Source organism: Bacillus sp. UMB0728 (genome assembly GCF_002858875.1).
In the GTDB taxonomy this organism is placed as follows: Bacteria; Bacillota; Bacilli; order Bacillales; family Cytobacillaceae; genus Bacillus_AB; species Bacillus_AB infantis.
Genome location: NZ_PKLA01000001.1, coordinates 445,318 through 462,024, shown reverse-complemented (window position 1 = coordinate 462,024; position 16,707 = coordinate 445,318). Strand labels below are relative to the sequence as shown.

Genomic DNA, 16,707 nt, shown 5'->3' with positions numbered 1-16,707 from the left:
TACAGCAATAATAGAAAGAAGGCAGGAAGATGAAGCTCGGTATACTTGATCAATCTCCTGTTCCTGAAGGGAGAACGGCTCATGAGGCCCTTTTAGCCTCACTCGAGCTTGCACAGGAAGCGGAACGGCTCGGTTACAGCCGCTATTGGATTGCAGAGCACCATAATATGACAGGGCTTGCCTGCTCTGCCCCTGAAGTGATGCTTCCCTATATAGGCGCCCAGACTTCACATATAAAAATTGGAAGCGGAGCCGTTCTTCTTCCTTATTACAAACCTTACAAAGTGGCGGAAACCTATAATATGCTTGCCACCCTTTTTCCCGGAAGAATTGATTTAGGGATCGGAAGGGCGCCAGGCGGATCTGCCGAAACATCCATGGCGCTATCTGACAACTTTTTAAAAGGCGTCGCTGAAATGCCTGATAAAATCACTGAGCTCTTAAACTTTCTGGTGGGCAGCCATCCTGAAGGCCATATGTACTCCAAAGTGGCGCCTGCACCTGTACCCCGTTCTGCTCCTCTTCCGTGGATATTGGGAACCAGCAAGAAAAGCGCCATACAGGCTGCCGAAAAGGGAACAGCCTACTGCTTCGGGCATTTTATGAGCGACCAGAATCCCGAAGAGATTATTTCACTCTATAAGAATAATTACATTCCTTCTAAAATGGCCTCTGCCCCATACTGCATAGCCGCTGTTAATGTGATTTGTGCAGAAACAGAAGAACAGGCAGAGGAGCTGGCTATAAAAAGCCGCTCATGGAGGAATCTGCTGAGCGGGGAAGAAGCGCAGCTGGAACAGGAGTCCTTAAACACAGAAGAACTCTTGCAGGACATGAAGAAAAAAATGATCATCGGAAATCCTGTTCAGGCTGCTGAACAGCTTGAAAGCCTGGCCAGCAGGATAGGGGCAGATGAACTTATGATCATCACTCTGACAACCGACTATCAAGACAGGCTGCATTCATACAGACTGATTGCTGAACAAATGCTATAATAATCCGCTGTGGATGGTGCAGCGGGTTTTTCATTTAAAAGAGGGGATGAAGTATGAAACTAAGCGTACTGGATCAAGCTGTCATTCGAAAAGGAGATTCTCCGGGAGATGCACTTAAGCAAACCTCCCACTTGGCGCAAATTGCCGATAATCTGGGATACACCCGCTTTTGGACCGCTGAGCATCACAATTCCAATGGGATGGCAGGATCTTCACCAGATGTCCTGATCTCCCATATAGCAGCAGTAACCAAAAAGATACGGGTAGGCTCTGGAGGGGTCCTCCTACCTCAATACAGCCCGTATAAAGTTGCAGAGACCTTTAAAGTGATGGAAGCTCTGTATCCGGGCAGGATTGACCTCGGTATCGGCAGGTCACCTGGCGGCGGTGCAGACACAAGACTGGCTCTGACAGACGGCATCAGGAGGAGCATGAATGAATTCCCCGGCCAGCTGAGAGATCTCCAGGGCTTTTTAACCAACACTCTGCCGGATAACCATCCTTTTAGGGAGGTAAAAGCCTACCCGGATCTGCAAACTCTGCCGGAATTATGGCTATTGGGGATTACCGAACGCGGCGCTAGAGCGGCAGCTGAAAACGGCATGCGATTTACCTATGGGCACTTCATCACACCGGCAAACGGGGAAAAAGCATTCCAATACTATTACCGTCACTTCCAGCCGTCTGCTATGCTGAAAGAGCCTTCGGCAAACGTCTGTGTATTCGTCATCTGCGCGCCGACTAACGAAGAAGCCGAACACCTCGCAGCCAGTCAGGACCACTGGCTCCTGGACATCGAAAAAGGAGCCGACACAAGAATCATCTCACCAGAGGAAGCCCAAAAAAGAACCCTGACGGCAGCCGAAAAAGAAAAGATTCAGCACAACCGAAGCAGAATGGTCATAGGCAATCCTCAAAAAGTGAGAAATCAGCTCCTCAAGATCAGTGAAAAATACGGTACCGATGAAATCATGGCCATCAATAATACCTATAGTTTCAAGGACAGAGCAAGGAATCTGGAATTATTGGCTGAATTGTTTTTATAAAGTTTTTATGTAAAGATTATTGTATTTGAATATAAAAAGGGACAGTTTACATTTAGGTTATTATATATGGAGGCTTATTCAGTTAATGGGACATTTTAGTGATGGAAGGCTTTTTGGAGAAAAGAAGTATAATATTATCCGATTTGAGCAGCAAGCCTCAAAATAAGCGGAGATTCTCCTCTTAGACGGCTGAATATGGCACGGATGGGTGTAAATAAGCGGAGAATCTCCGGTTAAGCGAAGCGAAGTTGCCCATTTTCCTGTTAGCGCCGCCCCGCGGAAAGCGAAGTGTCTGGAACGGAAACCATCAGCCCAAGTTAAGAACACAACAACGGATGAAGAAACCAATTAGGGGGTGTCGTTGCTTAGGAATCTTTTTCTCAAAGCCCTGCTGACCGGAACGGAAGGCACGAAGACTCCTCATAAAATGCATGCTCATTTTCTTCGTGCGATGCAGATTCCAGGAAGAAGATTCAACGTCCTGCGGGATTGCAGCGGAAATGTTGAGACCCCGCAGCGCGTAAGCGCGAGGAGGTTCAACTCCGCCCCGCGGAAAGCGAAGTGCCTGCAGTGCAGATCAGGAGCCTACATTTTAAAGCTAAACTAATTTTAGCAAATTTATACAAATCCATAAAAAAACAAAAGCCTGAACCAAACCGGTCCAGGCTCACATCACTTCATCAGCTTCCTAATCAGCTTCAGCCCATTCTCAGCAGAAGGATAACGGAACGAAAAATCAAACAGCGTAGTCTGCTTCAGCACACTTTTATCATGCGAAAACGTCCCAAAACTGCTCTTCCCATGATAACTCCCTATCCCGCTCTCCCCGACACCTCCGAAAGGAAGATACGGCGTCGCGATATGCATTAAAGTATCATTAATGCACCCGCCTCCAAAAGAAATCGTACCATTCACCTTATTTTCTATATCCTTGCTTCCCGTAAACAAATACAAAGCAAGCGGCTTCGGGCGTGACTGGATAAAGGAGACGGCTTCATCCAAGGCTGCATACCCGTATACCGGCAGGATCGGGCCAAATATTTCATCCTGCATAACAGGCGAATTAAAAGAAGGGGCATCCATCAGTGTCGGCTCCATTTTTCTAAGCTCACCATTCACCCTTCCCCCGAAAAGAATTGGTCCGTCGCTCAAATACGCTTCAAGCCTGCTGAAATGCCGGTTATTGACGATCTTGGAATAATCCTCATTACCAAGAGGGTTATCACTGTAAAATTCCTTGATGCACTTCTTCATCTCTTCCAGCAGAGTCTGTTTCACTTTTTCATGGACAAACAGATAATCCGGGGCAATGCACGTCTGTCCGGCATTTGTAAATTTGCCGAAAACAATCCTCTTCGCCGCCAGGCCGATATTTGCATCCTCATGGACAATGACCGGGCTTTTTCCGCCAAGCTCCAGGGTGACAGGAATCAGTCTTTTGCTGGCTGCCTCCATCACAATCTTGCCGACAGGGACGCTTCCTGTAAAAAATATATAATCAAAAGGCTGCTCAAGCAGCTGCTGGCTGGTCTCCACACCGCCTTCAACAGTTGAAATATACTCTACCGGATAGACTTCCTTGATCAGCGCTGAGAGCACATGTGATACATTCGGGGTCAGCTCCGATGGCTTGATGACAGCCGTATTCCCGGCAGCAATTGCCCCAATGAGCGGGGACAGGGCGAGCTGGACCGGGTAATTCCATGGGGCAATGATGAGGGCCGCTCCGTATGGCTCAGGGATAATATAGCCCTTGGAGCCGATATGGGTCATGGCCGTCTTCACTTTCTTTGCTTTCATCCACTTTTTCAGATGCTTCAATGTATAGCCGATTTCTTCATATAAAATCCCAATTTCCGTTGAATATCCTTCAAGTTCAGACTTTCCAAGATCTTCTTTTAACGCAGAGATCAGCTGCTGTTCATTATTTTTGATACTATCCTTAAGCTCCTGCAGCCGGGCAAGCCTGAATGCTGCGGGCTTTGTTCCCTGGGTCGCAAAAAAGTTCTTCTGGGCGGCAAGCAGCCTTTTTATTTCTTCTGCTGGCGTCTCAGTTAAGATGTTTTGCTGCAATCCGATCACCTGCTTTCAGCTTGATTCAATGATTAAATTGAGCATACCTTTTCCCTCAGGAATAGGCAATCAGCAGGAACTAAAAAATAATTATTTTCGAATACCGAATTATTTGTTATTCTAATAAAAAGGAATAAAAATTCACCACTAAGGATGGTTATACAATGAAACAGATAATTCAGAACGAAATAGATAAGCTTAAGCAGGAATTTGTCAATATCAGCACGTACATAGGAGAAAATCCTGAGCTCGGGCATGAGGAGTTCAAATCTTCGGCGATTTTGATTGAAACATTGGAAAAGCACGGATTTAATGTAGAGAAGGGAACCTGCGGACTTCCGACTGCTTTTCGTGCTGTTTATGACAGCGGCATTGCGGGAGCAGCCATTGGGCTGATGGCTGAATATGATGCACTTCCTGAGGTAGGTCATGCATGCGGGCACAACCTCATAGGCACAATGGCAATTGCTGCAGGGATCGGCCTGAGCAAGGCTGTTGGAGAAACTGGCGGAAAAGTGATTGTGTACGGAACTCCCGCTGAAGAAACAAAAGGCGGGAAAGTGACAATGGCGGAGAACGGGATCTTCGATGAACTGGATGTTGCGATGATGGTCCATCCTTTGTCCAAGTATTTGAAAAGCGGCAGATCACTTGCCATGGATGCGATCCAGTTTGAATTCTTCGGCAAGAGTGCCCATGCGGCTGCGAGTCCGGAAAAAGGGATCAACGCTCTTGATGCTGTGCTTCAGACTTTTAACAGCATCAATGCCCTCAGACAGCATATCACTTCTGATGCAAGAATCCATGGCATCATCCCTGAAGGAGGAAAAGCGGCCAATGTAGTTCCTGACTATGCGTCTGCCCAGTTCTATGTAAGAGCATCAAGCCGATCTTATGTGAATGAACTGGTTGAAAAAGTGAAAGCATGCGCCCAGGGTGCTGCGCTTCAGACTGGTGCAGAAATGAAAGCTTCTTTTTATGAATTTTCGTATGATGACATGCAAACAAACCAGCAATTATCGGATGCATTCACTAACGAGCTGATCGGGCTGGGAATAGATCCAGGTGAAATCCACGAGGACCGCGATGGATCAGGATCGCTCGATATGGGAAATGTCAGCCAGGCTGTGCCTTCCATTCACCCATATATCAAGATTTGCGACGAAGATTTCGCCTGCCATACCCATGAGTTCCGCGAAGCGGCCATGAGCAGCCAGGCACAGGAGGCAATGATCTTAGGGGCAAAGGCAATGGCCCTGACGGGTTATGAAATCCTCTCAAGCGAAGAACTGCTTCAATCCATCAGGGAAGAATTCAAAAAGAATAAACTCGTTAATGCATAATGATGTACTCAAAAAGCTTATCCAAAACGGATAGGCTTTTTTAGATTCAGCCTCAGCAGGACACAATTAGGAAAAACCCGTTTTTTTGCCTTTTATAAAGGGTACTCTAGATAGTAATCAGCCTAACCAGCTTGGAATCACTCTCTCAAGAGCTCGCCATAGAAGTGGCCAGGGCTGGTGATAGGGGCAACAGACTAACAGAGTTAAAGGGGATTTTGCACATGAAACTGACACCAGAGCAACGGATCGAGCTGCACGGCTTTAATAATCTGACTAAAACGTTAAGCTTTAATATGTATGATATCTGCTATACAAAAACAAAAGAAGAACGGGAAGCTTATATTGATTATATTGATGAACAGTATAGTGCTGAGAGGCTCACCAACATTCTGACTAATGTGTCCGATATCATCGGGGCACACGTGCTGAATGTCGCCCAGCAGGACTATGTACCGCAGGGAGCCAGTGTGACCATGCTCGTATCAGAAGGCCCTGTTGTCGAAGTGCCTGAAGAATCACTGGAGGAATCTCCTGGACCGCTCCCTGACAATGTGGTCCTGCAGCTTGATAAAAGCCATATTACAGTCCACACCTATCCTGAATTCCATCCGACAGAAGGGATCAGCACCTTCAGGGCAGATATTGATGTTTCCACATGCGGGGAAATTTCACCGCTAAAAGCCCTGAATTATTTGATCCACTCCTTTGAGACGGATGTAATGACGATTGATTACCGCGTCAGAGGGTTTACACGGGACATCAACGGTGAAAAGCTATATATCGACCATGATATTAACTCTATACAGAACTATATACCAGATGAAGCAAAAGGCCTGTATGATATGATCGATGTGAATATCTATCAGGAAAAAATTTTCCACACAAAATGCAAACTGAAGGAATTCGACCTGAATAATTATCTGTTTGGCTTTACTAAGGAGAAGCTGGATTCAGAAGAAGCGGAAGAAATCACCGACCGACTTAAAACAGAGATGGACGAAATCTTTTATGGCACCAATATTTCCTCGCAAAATTAATTTCTATACTTTTTATTAAGGTAGCATGAGACTGCAAAGATCCTCTCATTATGGGGCCATTTGCAGTCTTTTTTGTATGCAGATATCCTTCACACTGTGTTTTTGCTAGAGGATTAGCATTATTTGGGTTTCTTCCAGCCTTTTTCTTTCTACTCTCTTTAAATTAAGTTTTACAACTTGCCCTTTCTGCGTATGTTAGATTAACGGAACATTCTGAACCATGCTGCTGGATTGCCCTGGTACGAAACAGCCCGGTTCTGCAAAGGATGATTCTTTTTATTTTAGAGGGGGAGTAAAGATGGCAGACAATGTGAAGATCGGCTTGATACAAGCATCTCATGATGTGGACGGCAGCGAGCCAGTTGCAGTTCATAAGGAGAAGGCAATCGAAAAGCATATAAAGCTTGTTAGGGAAGCGGCAGAAAAGGGCGCCCAGATTGTATGCCTGCAGGAGATCTTTTATGGTCCTTATTTCTGTTCCGAGCAGAATACGAAATGGTATGACGCTGCAGAAGAAATCCCGGACGGCCCGACAACAAAGCTTTTCCAGGAGCTGGCAAGGGAGCTTGGGATTGTTATTGTCCTTCCGATTTATGAACGGGAAGGGATAGCTACCTATTATAATACAGCTGCTGTCCTGGATGCAGACGGAACTTATCTGGGAAAGTACCGGAAGCAGCATATTCCGCATGTTGCGGCAGGAGGAAACGGCTGCGGGTTCTGGGAAAAATATTATTTTAAACCAGGGAACCTGGGCTATCCGGTATTTGATACTGCATATGCCAAAATCGGCGTGTATATCTGCTATGACAGGCATTTCCCGGAAGGGGCAAGGCTGCTGGGGCTTAATGGCGCAGAAATCGTCTTCAATCCATCGGCCACGGTCGCCGGCCTGTCCGAATATTTATGGAAACTCGAACAGCCTGCCCATGCAGTCGCCAACGGATATTATGTTGGCGCCATCAACCGCGTCGGCTATGAGGGTCCATGGAATATGGGAGAATTTTATGGGCAGTCATACCTGGTGGATCCTAAAGGAAGCTTCGTTGCCTCTGCCAGCCGGGATAAGGATGAAGTCATCATAGGTGAAATGAACAAGAAGCTGATCCGGGAGGTCAGGGACACCTGGCAGTTTTACCGCGACCGCAGGCCGGAAACATACAGTGAAATGACATCCCTTCTTCCGTAAGGGGCTTTTATGTGAAAATAAGCTTTTCAATTGCCTGCCTGGCACAGGCAGGATAGGAGGGAACGCTGTGATCGATGCAAAACCAAAGCGAATCTCACACACCGACCTGGAACAGAACTTCAGGGAAGCGGAGCCTGCGCTGTCCAGCAGGGATGCTGCCCATGAAGCCAGCCGCTGCCTGTATTGCTATGATGCCCCTTGTATTAAAGCATGTCCAACTGGAATAGATATCCCTTCATTCATAAAAAAAATCAGCAGCGGAAATATGCTGGGATCCGCCAAAACCATCATGGATGCCAATCCTGTCGGCGCAAGCTGCTCAAGGGTCTGCCCGACAGAAGAGCTCTGTGAAGGGGCGTGTGTATTGAATTCAACAAAAAGCCCTATTCTGATCGGCAAACTGCAGAGGCATGCGACTGACTGGGCCATAAAAAGCGGGAAGGACTTATTTTTCCCAGGCGCGGCCAACGGCAAAAAAGCAGCGGTCATCGGAAGCGGACCTGCGGGATTATCGGCTGCCAGGGAGCTGGCCCGTCTCGGCTATGAGACTGTCATCTATGAAGCCGAGGAGGAAGCCGGAGGGCTGAACACTTACGGTATCGTTTCATTCCGTCTGCCGAAGGAGATTGCCCATTGGGAAGCAGAACAGGTCAGGCGGATGAATGTAGACATCAGGACAAAAACGAAGATCGGCCGGGATGTTACAGCCGGAGAACTGCTGGACGGATATGACTTTGTGATTCTTGCTGCAGGCATGTCAAAAGTGCCGGACCTTGGAATTGAAGGTGAAAATCTGGAAGGTGTCTTTGATGCGATTGAATTTGTGAAGCAGACAAAAACCGGTGAACTGAGGAGAGATGTGGCAGGCAAGAAAGCAATTGTAATCGGCGCCGGCAACACAGCAATTGACGGGGCAACCTGTGCAGCAAGGCTCGGGGCGGGGAATGTGAAAATCCTTTACAGGAGGACACAGGAAGAAATGACTGCCTATGATTTTGAATATGAGTTTGCGAAGCAGGATGGAGTCGAGTTCCGATGGCTGACGGCACCCAAAAGGATTATCAGCAATGACCGCGGGGAAGCAGCAGGACTGGAGTGCATCCAAATGATGCTTGGCGAGCCGGATACGGATGGTCGGAGAAGGCCCGTACCCATTGAAGGATCTGAGCATCTGCTCCCGGCTGACATCATTATTAAAGCCATCGGGCAGCAAAGGCACGAAAGCCTCATCGATCAATTCGGCCTTGCTCACGATGGGGGAGTTGTAGAAATCAATCCTGAGACATGCCAGACCTCAAATCCGAAAGTGTTTGCCTGCGGGGATATTGTCTTCGGCAAAGGAAAAGGGGAAGCCATGGTCGTCACTGCTGCCCAGCAGGGTAAACAAGCAGCCCATGCGATCCACAAGCTGATGATGAAGGAAGAAAGGAGAGAAGCAAATGGCTGATTTAAGCATAGAATTGGCAGGCATAAAGTCCCCCAATCCTTTCTGGCTTGCCTCTGCACCACCTACCAATTCAGGCTATCAGGTTCAGCGTGCTTTCGAGGCCGGATGGGGCGGAGCTGTTTGGAAAACGCTGGGTGAGCCTATTTTAAACGTTTCTTCCCGATTTGCTGCTGTCAGCTTTAATGGACAGCGGGTCGCAGGCTTTAACAATATTGAGCTGATTACAGACAGGCCGCTTGAAGTCAATCTGAAGGAAATCTATGAAACGAAAAAGAAGTTTCCCAACAACACGATCATTGCCTCACTGATGGTTGAGCCGAAACAGGAGAAATGGCATGAAATTGTCAAACGGGTCGAAGAGATTGGGGTAGATGGACTTGAGCTTAACTTCGGCTGCCCGCACGGGATGGCAGAGAGGGGAATGGGATCTGCATCCGGACAGGTGCCAGAGCTGGTGGAAAAACAGACTTATTGGGCGAAGGAAGCGGCCCGGACACCAGTCATCGTGAAGCTTACCCCCAATATAACGGATATTACAGCAACAGCAGAAGCAGCGGTAAAAGGCGGTGCAGATGCTGTCAGTATGATCAATACGATCAACAGCCTTGCCGGGGTGGACCTTGATACCTGGAATACGATTCCGCATGTCGGAGGGAAGGGAGCACATGGAGGCTATTGCGGCCCGGCAGTCAAACCGATTGCACTGAACATGGTCGCTGAGTGCGCCAGGAATCCAGCAATATCTGTACCGATTTCAGGCATGGGCGGGATATCGAACTGGCAGAATGCGGTTGAATTCATGCTGATGGGCGCTTCCGGCGTACAGATTTGTACAGCTGCTATGCACCACGGGTTCCGCATCATTGAAGATTTAATGGATGGTTTGAATAATTATCTGGACGAGAGAGGCATCCGGTCAGTCAGGGACATTATCGGAAAATCTGTACCAAGGTATTCGGACTGGGGCAATCTGGACCTTAACTATAATATTGCCGCGAGGATCGACCCTGATATCTGCATCAACTGCAATAAATGCCATATCGCCTGTGAGGACACCTCGCATCAATGCATTGATATGCTGGTTGATGAAAACGGAAAAGAATATTTGAAAGTCCGCGAAGAAGACTGTGTCGGCTGCAACCTCTGTTCTATTGTCTGCCCGGAGGAAGGGGCCATTTCAATGGTAGAGCTTCCGCACACACAGCCGCCTATGACCTGGAATGAACGACAGGCCGCGATAGCCGGGGCACAGGCATGCGAATTGGATCTATCTAAACGGTAAAGGGGTGCTGAATATGAAGAAAATAATAAAGAACGGCACTATAGTGACAGCATCAGATACTTTTCAGGCTGATATTTTAATAGAAGAAGGAAAAATCGCCCTGATTGGCAGGGATCTGCAAGATACCGGGGCGGAAATCATCAATGCTGCAGGGCTTTACGTTTTTCCGGGCGGCATAGACCCGCACACCCACCTGGATATGCCATTCGGCGGGACTGTGACAAAGGACGATTTTGAGTCAGGCACGATTGCCGCAGCCTTTGGGGGCACGACGACCATCATAGACTTTTGCCTGACATCTAAAGGAAGGCCTCTCCAGGAAAGCATTGATGAATGGCACCAAAAATCTAAAGACAAGGCTGCCATCGATTACAGCTTCCACCTCATGATCGGGGAAATCAATGATAAAGTACTGGCGGAGCTGCCGAAAGTGATAGATTCTGAGGGAATTACTTCTTTCAAAGTCTTCATGGCCTATAAAAATGTCTTCCAGGCTGATGATGAAACGCTTTTCAAGACGCTGGTTGCCGCAAGGGACCTCGGGGCTCTTGTCATGGTGCATGCAGAAAACGGGGATGTCATCGATTATCTTACGAAAAAGGCATTGGAAGAAGGACATACAGAACCCATCTACCATGCGCTTACAAGACCTCCTGAGCTGGAAGGGGAAGCAACGGGGCGTGCGGCTGAGCTGACCGGCCTGGCAGGCTCCCAGCTGTATGTAGTACATGTATCCTGCGCTGAAGCAGCAGAAAAAATTGCCGCAGCCCGCTCCAGGGGCATCGATGTCTGGGGGGAAACCTGTCCGCAGTATCTTGTTCTTGACCAGACCAGCCTCGAAAAGCCTGAGTTTGAAGGCGCAAAATATGTGTGGTCCCCGCCGCTCCGTGAAAAATGGAATCAGGACACTTTATGGAATGCCCTCAAAAGCGGACAGCTCCAGACGATCGGCTCTGACCAATGCTCTTTTGACTTTAAGGGGCAAAAGGATCTCGGCAGGGAGGATTTTACCAAAATACCGAACGGAGGCCCGACTATTGAAGACCGGTTCTCGATCCTCTTTTCAGAAGGGGCGGCAAAGGGAAGGATCACCCTCAACCAATTTGTCGACATCACTTCGACCCGTGCTGCGAAGCTATTTGGCCTCTACCCTCAGAAAGGGACGATTGCTGTAGGCTCTGATGCCGATATTGTCCTATTTGACCCTGAAAAGGAACGAACCATTTCTGCAGGCACCCACCATTTGGCTGTTGATTACAGCGCATTTGAAGGATTATCAGTCAAAGGAGAGCCTGTCACTGTGCTCGTAAGGGGAGAGTATGTGATTAAAGACCGCCAGTTCACTGGAAAAGCGGGCAGCGGGCAATATTTAAAAAGAGCAAAATATTTTAAACACAAAACCCATAATAACGTGATTCCTGCTTATTAGATTAAGAGGGTTGGCTGTGGACGGAGATGAATTACCCCGGCTTTGTTTCAGTGAACAGGATGATGGCATGCACTAACCCGGCTTTTCGGTTTCAATCAGCTTCTCGGCCTGACAAAAATTAACCGGACAGGATGTGTACGTATGAAAAGAAGCCATCTGAAATCCCCTGACCTTTATCCGATCCAGCAAAAGGACAGGAATATCACCTCGCTCGGCTATTCATTTATGTGGGTGGGCATGGTGGTGGTACTCGCCACCTTTGCCATCGGAGGCTCCGGGGTTATGAGCCTCCCATTGCCGCTTGTCATTATTGCAACGGTGATCGGCTGCCTCGGAATCGGCTTATTCATCAGTTTGATTGCAGACATCGGGATAGAGCATGGCCTATCCTTCCCGGTCTATATGCGCGCCCCTTTCGGCACAATCGGGACTCATATCCCCTCAATCACGAGGGGCGTCACCGCCTCTATGTGGTTTGGAATCAATACCTACTTCGGTGCCACTGCCATGAATGGCATCATTGATATTTTATTCGGTTTCAATAACTGGTTTATCTGTTTTCTTATTTTCGCAGCTGCACAGCTCATTAATACCAGCCTTGGGATAAAAGCGATAGAGCGTTTTGCTGACATGGCAGCTCCGGTCATTATCCTGATTTCCGTCTGGATGTACCTATCTTTATCCGATACGGCTGAAGAGGCAGGAAGGAATATTTGGACATGGGCAGAAAATCCGGCAGCGGGAACCGATGCATTTACTGCTTTCCTTGTTGTGATCTTCAGCAATATGGGCTTTTGGGCGACCTTGAGTGCTGATATTCCTTCCATTTCCCGGTTCATCAAGGCGCCCGTGAATGAAAAAAACTGGTTTAAGCGCAATAAAGGGGCGCTGATCGGCAACCTGATCGCCATGCCGCTGACACAGACCTTTATGATTATCATAGGAGGGATCGCTTATATTGCCGTCCTGAATTACGATCCTGTCATCGCCCTTCAGGAAGCGGCAGGAGGACTCGTCCTATGCGTCCTGCTTCTGATGATCATCCTGGCGCAATGGTCCACCAACACGGCGGCCAATGTCGTTCCGGCGGCAACGATATTTTCTAATGTTGGCGGGCCGAAATTTCCTTTCTGGGCTGGCGTTATTACAGCAGGAATTGTCGGGACAGTCGTCCAGCCATGGAATCTCTTTGGCGTCATCATCCCTGTCCTCCTGTTTGTAGGCGGCATCCTGTCTGCGATTGTCGGCATCCTTTTTGCTGATTATTATCTGCTGAGAAAAAGGCGCGTCAATGTACCTGAATTATACGAGGACCATGGGCAGTTCAGGTATTGGGGAGGAATCAACCTTGCAGGATTCATCAGCTGGGTCATTGGTGCCGCAGTTGCATACTGGCTTCCCAACTATTCATTCCTTGCCGGATTCCTGGCAGGAGCAGGCTCTTATTACCTTCTTGCCCGGTACTGGTGGTTCCGCAAATATCAGCAGGCCGAAATCAATGATCCGGATGACAGCAAATATCTCGGAATCAGTGTGGGGCGCGACTGGATTTTGGACGATGATCAGGAAAAAGCCGCTGATTCCATGAAATCTTGACTATTTTCAGGAGGTCAGAGTATGTCAGACTACCAGTTCTTTTTGCATGAAAGAGACAAAATCGATTTTTATATCGAAAAAGGATTCAGAATCCTTCAGGTGAAAGAAAGCTTGGATGGAGCGGCCATCTTGTTTGCCAATCCGGCCAGCGGGATCCAGGAAACAATCCATGTTGGGACAGCAGAAGCACGGAAATATTTCAGCGGGCTTCTGCTCAAGCAGAAAGAGCATTCTGCAGAACAAAAATAGCTGTGATAGAGCGAAGGATTGCGCATTTCATTATTTGCCGCTGATCCTTCGCCTTCATGTGCAGCTTTCTATCGAAGTCTTATAAAAATCTGAAGTGGATATTTCATATGAAGGAGATGGAGCATATGGCGATCAGGCATGAAACAGAGGTTTTGAGAAATTTTATTGATGGCAATTGGGTAGAAGCTTCCTCTGCAGATACATTTGAAGTCATCAACCCTGCCAATGATGAAGTGCTCGCGAGGGTGCCTGCCTCCAGTGCAGAAGATGTCAGCCTTGCTGTCCAGGCAGCAGGAAGGGCGTTTATTTCGTGGAGGAAGGTGCCTGTCCCAAAGAGGGCAAGGCTCCTTTTCAAATATCATAATCTGCTGTCACAGCATCATGAACAGCTTGCTGAGCTGATTGTAAAAGAGAACGGAAAATCCTTCAAAGAAGCATTCGGCGAGGTCCAAAGAGGCATCGAGTGTGTGGAATTTGCCGCAGGTGCACCGACCTTAATGATGGGTGAGTCGCTTTCAGGGATCGCTGAGGATATTGATTCTGAGATGTTCCGTTACCCGCTTGGCGTGGTTGGGGGGATCACTCCTTTTAACTTCCCGATGATGGTCCCTTTGTGGATGTTCCCTCTTGCTGTTGCCTGCGGGAATACTTTTGTGCTGAAGCCGTCTGAAAGGACGCCGATCCTGGCAGCGCGCCTTGCTGAACTGTTTGCCGAAGCGGGCGCCCCTCCTGGAGTCCTGAACATTGTACACGGCGCACATGATGTTGTGAATGCACTGCTTGAACATAAAGAGGTTGCCGCCATCTCATTTGTCGGTTCTCAGCGGGTTGCAAAATATGTGTATGAACGGGCCGCTTCTGAAGGAAAGCGGGTACAGGCACTCTCGGGTGCTAAAAATCACCATATCGTCATGCCTGATGCCGATGCTGAGAAGGCGGCCCAGCATATCATCAGTTCCTCATTCGGCAGTGCCGGCCAGAGGTGCATGGCATGCAGTGCCGTTGTCGTGGTGGGAGAAAACGACAGCTTCATTAATGAGCTTAAGAAAAAAGCCGATGAGCTCAAGGTCGGCAGCGGGATGGAAGAAGATACCCTCCTGACGCCCGTCATCCGCAAGGAGCATCTTGAAAAAGTCCTCGGACTCATTGAAAAAGGAGAAGAAGAAGGGGCTGAGCTGATACGGGACGGCCGCACGGAGATGGAGCGGCACCCAGCCGGGAACTTTCTTGGTGCAACGATCTTTGATAGGGTGACATGCGATATGACGATCGCAAAGGAAGAGCTATTTGCACCTGTACTGAGCCTGCTCAGGGCAGGAAGCCTTGATGAAGCGCTGGACTTCATCCGAAGGTCAAGATACGGGAATGGAGCAACCATCTATACAAACGATGCCAGGAGCATCAGGCAATTCCGTGAAGAGGCGGATGCCGGAATGCTCGGCATCAATGTAGGCGTTCCGGCTACAATGGCATTCTTCCCTTTTTCAGGCTGGAAGGATTCCTTCTATGGGGACCTTCATGTCAATGGCAAAGATGGCTTGAATTTTTATACAAAAAAGAAAATGGTCACATCTCGTTTTGAACTTTGAAATCACTTAGCAGCAACGAGGAGGAGATAGGATGGCACAGTCAGTGAACGGAAATAAATCATTGCTTGAACAGGATGATCAATATGTATGGCATTCAATGAAGCCCTACAGCCCGCAGTCGACCATCGTCGCGGAAAAGGCTGAGGGTTCGTGGATAACTGCAAGTGACGGGAAACGCTATTTAGATGCGATGGCTGGCCTGTGGTGCGTGAATGCGGGATATGGCAGGAAGGAGCTTGCCGAGGCTGCATATGTACAGCTGAAGGAGATGCCTTATTTTCCGCTGACCCAAAGCCATGCTCCAGCCATCAGGCTTGCTGAGAAGCTGAATGAACTGCTTGGCGGAGAATATGTTATTTTCTTTTCCAACAGCGGATCGGAAGCAAATGAAACCGCCTTTAAAATCGCCAGGCAATATCATCAGCAGCGCGGGGAAGCAGGGCGCTATAAAATTGTGTCCCGCTACCGGTCCTATCATGGCAATACTATGGGATCGCTCGCCGCGACAGGGCAGGCGCAAAGAAAATACAAATATGAGCCGCTCTCCCCGGGATTCATACATGTACAGCCGCCAGACTCTTACAGAGATGAAGTCCACAGCGGCAGCCCTTCTGATCTGCCCGCAGTCAAAGCGCTTGACCAGGCAATGACTTGGGAACTGAGCGAAACGATTGCTGCCATGATTATGGAACCGATCATCACCGGAGGGGGAATCATCACTCCCCAGGAAGGCTATATGAAGGCTGCCAAAGAGGTGTGCGAAAAGCACGGAGCCCTGCTGATCTCTGACGAGGTGATCTGCGGCTTTGGCCGGACAGGGAAGCCTTTTGGCTTTATGCATGACGGTATAAGGCCCGATATCATCACAATGGCAAAAGGCATCACGAGCGCCTATCTCCCGCTGTCAGCCACTGCTGTGAAGAAAGAGATCTATGAAGCGTTCAAGGGAAGCGGGGAATACGACTATTTCCGGCATATCAATACATTCGGCGGCAATCCGGCTGCCTGCGCACTGGCGCTTAAAAACCTCGAAATTCTTGAAAAGGAAAACCTCTATAAACGTTCGGCCGATCTTGGCGCAAAGTTGAAAGAAAATCTTGCCTCCCGCCTGGCGGATCATCCTTTTGTTGGCGATGTCAGAGGGAAAGGGCTATTGATCGGAATTGAGCTAGTCAGCAGCAAAGAAACGAAAGAGCCTCTCGAGGCAGCCCTTGTCAATAAAGTCATAGCCGCCTGCCGTGAAAAAGGAGTGCTGATCGGGAAAAATGGAGCTACTGTGGCAGGCTACAATAACGTCCTTGCACTGTCGCCGCCCCTCAACATAAAAGAAGAAGATGCCGAACTTGTTATCGGGACCCTTAAGGATGCGCTGGAAAGTATTTTGTGAACGGCTTCATCCCGGTTTTTTCTGGCATAAGGAAAAATGGTTCAG

At 48.4% G+C, this 16,707-nt stretch carries 13 protein-coding genes; 12 read left to right on the top strand and 1 reads right to left on the bottom strand.

The genetic code is table 11. The annotated features are described in order from the left end of the window. Window positions 1-29: 29 nt before the first annotated feature. Both CYJ37_RS02255 and CYJ37_RS02250 read left to right on the top strand, forming a co-directional pair. Entirely contained in the window at window positions 30-995 is a 966-nt protein-coding gene (locus CYJ37_RS02255) for an LLM class flavin-dependent oxidoreductase (RefSeq protein ID WP_009793869.1), read from the top strand. Window positions 996-1,048: 53 nt separating this feature from the next. After that, window positions 1,049-2,041 carry an LLM class flavin-dependent oxidoreductase gene (locus CYJ37_RS02250; RefSeq protein WP_101547739.1) on the top strand — a complete coding sequence of 331 codons (993 nt, stop codon included), beginning with the start codon at window positions 1,049-1,051 and terminating at the stop codon, window positions 2,039-2,041. A 672-nt stretch (window positions 2,042-2,713) separates the two neighbouring features. Here the strand turns inward: CYJ37_RS02250 and CYJ37_RS02240 are convergent. Beyond that, window positions 2,714-4,123, bottom strand: coding sequence for an aldehyde dehydrogenase (locus CYJ37_RS02240; protein WP_101547738.1), 1,410 nt, complete (start codon window positions 4,121-4,123; stop codon window positions 2,714-2,716). 155 nt (window positions 4,124-4,278) lie between these two features. Here CYJ37_RS02240 and CYJ37_RS02235 point away from each other — a divergent pair, with 155 nt between their 5' ends. From CYJ37_RS02235 to CYJ37_RS02190, 10 genes are all read left to right on the top strand, one after another. Next, complete coding sequence (locus CYJ37_RS02235; RefSeq protein ID WP_009793873.1) at window positions 4,279-5,457, top strand: M20 family metallopeptidase; 1,179 nt, start codon at window positions 4,279-4,281, stop codon at window positions 5,455-5,457. A gap of 221 nt (window positions 5,458-5,678) precedes the next feature. Beyond that, on the top strand, window positions 5,679-6,494 hold the full coding sequence (gene speD / locus CYJ37_RS02230; protein WP_009793874.1) for an adenosylmethionine decarboxylase: 816 nt from the start codon (window positions 5,679-5,681) through the stop codon (window positions 6,492-6,494). Window positions 6,495-6,792: 298 nt separating this feature from the next. Then, a complete protein-coding gene (locus CYJ37_RS02225) occupies window positions 6,793-7,683 on the top strand; it encodes a nitrilase-related carbon-nitrogen hydrolase (RefSeq protein ID WP_101547737.1) in 891 nt (296 codons plus the stop codon). Between the two features lie 67 nt (window positions 7,684-7,750). Then, entirely contained in the window at window positions 7,751-9,130 is a 1,380-nt protein-coding gene (locus CYJ37_RS02220) for an NAD(P)-dependent oxidoreductase (RefSeq protein WP_009793876.1), read from the top strand. Then, entirely contained in the window at window positions 9,123-10,412 is a 1,290-nt protein-coding gene (gene preA, locus CYJ37_RS02215) for an NAD-dependent dihydropyrimidine dehydrogenase subunit PreA (RefSeq protein WP_094769266.1), read from the top strand. Before CYJ37_RS02220 ends, preA begins: the two co-directional genes overlap by 8 nt. A gap of 13 nt (window positions 10,413-10,425) precedes the next feature. Next, window positions 10,426-11,841, top strand: a complete 1,416-nt coding sequence (gene hydA / locus CYJ37_RS02210) for a dihydropyrimidinase (RefSeq protein ID WP_101547736.1) — start codon at window positions 10,426-10,428, stop codon at window positions 11,839-11,841. Between the two features lie 141 nt (window positions 11,842-11,982). Further along, complete coding sequence (locus CYJ37_RS02205; RefSeq protein WP_101547735.1) at window positions 11,983-13,437, top strand: NCS1 family transporter; 1,455 nt, start codon at window positions 11,983-11,985, stop codon at window positions 13,435-13,437. Between the two features lie 21 nt (window positions 13,438-13,458). Then, window positions 13,459-13,686 (top strand): hypothetical protein, encoded by a 228-nt coding sequence (locus tag CYJ37_RS02200; RefSeq protein WP_009793880.1) that lies wholly within the window; start codon window positions 13,459-13,461, stop codon window positions 13,684-13,686. Between the two features lie 116 nt (window positions 13,687-13,802). Next, on the top strand, window positions 13,803-15,275 hold the full coding sequence (locus CYJ37_RS02195) for a CoA-acylating methylmalonate-semialdehyde dehydrogenase (RefSeq protein ID WP_374703146.1): 1,473 nt from the start codon (window positions 13,803-13,805) through the stop codon (window positions 15,273-15,275). Between the two features lie 31 nt (window positions 15,276-15,306). Further along, window positions 15,307-16,662 (top strand): aspartate aminotransferase family protein, encoded by a 1,356-nt coding sequence (locus tag CYJ37_RS02190; protein WP_009793882.1) that lies wholly within the window; start codon window positions 15,307-15,309, stop codon window positions 16,660-16,662. The last annotated feature ends 45 nt before the right edge of the window (window positions 16,663-16,707 follow it).

Bases quoted from the DNA above. Each gene is read 5' to 3' on its own strand.
- hydA (WP_101547736.1), top strand. From the start codon at position 10,426: ATGAAGAAAATAATAAAGAACGGCACTATAGTGACAGCATCAGATACT.
- CYJ37_RS02250 (WP_101547739.1), top strand. From the start codon at position 1,049: ATGAAACTAAGCGTACTGGATCAAGCTGTCATTCGAAAAGGAGATTCT.
- CYJ37_RS02235 (WP_009793873.1), top strand. From the start codon at position 4,279: ATGAAACAGATAATTCAGAACGAAATAGATAAGCTTAAGCAGGAATTT.
- CYJ37_RS02255 (WP_009793869.1), top strand. From the start codon at position 30: ATGAAGCTCGGTATACTTGATCAATCTCCTGTTCCTGAAGGGAGAACG.
- CYJ37_RS02225 (WP_101547737.1), top strand. From the start codon at position 6,793: ATGGCAGACAATGTGAAGATCGGCTTGATACAAGCATCTCATGATGTG.
- CYJ37_RS02200 (WP_009793880.1), top strand. From the start codon at position 13,459: ATGTCAGACTACCAGTTCTTTTTGCATGAAAGAGACAAAATCGATTTT.
- preA (WP_094769266.1), top strand. From the start codon at position 9,123: ATGGCTGATTTAAGCATAGAATTGGCAGGCATAAAGTCCCCCAATCCT.
- speD (WP_009793874.1), top strand. From the start codon at position 5,679: ATGAAACTGACACCAGAGCAACGGATCGAGCTGCACGGCTTTAATAAT.
- CYJ37_RS02205 (WP_101547735.1), top strand. From the start codon at position 11,983: ATGAAAAGAAGCCATCTGAAATCCCCTGACCTTTATCCGATCCAGCAA.
- CYJ37_RS02195 (WP_374703146.1), top strand. From the start codon at position 13,803: ATGGAGCATATGGCGATCAGGCATGAAACAGAGGTTTTGAGAAATTTT.
- CYJ37_RS02190 (WP_009793882.1), top strand. From the start codon at position 15,307: ATGGCACAGTCAGTGAACGGAAATAAATCATTGCTTGAACAGGATGAT.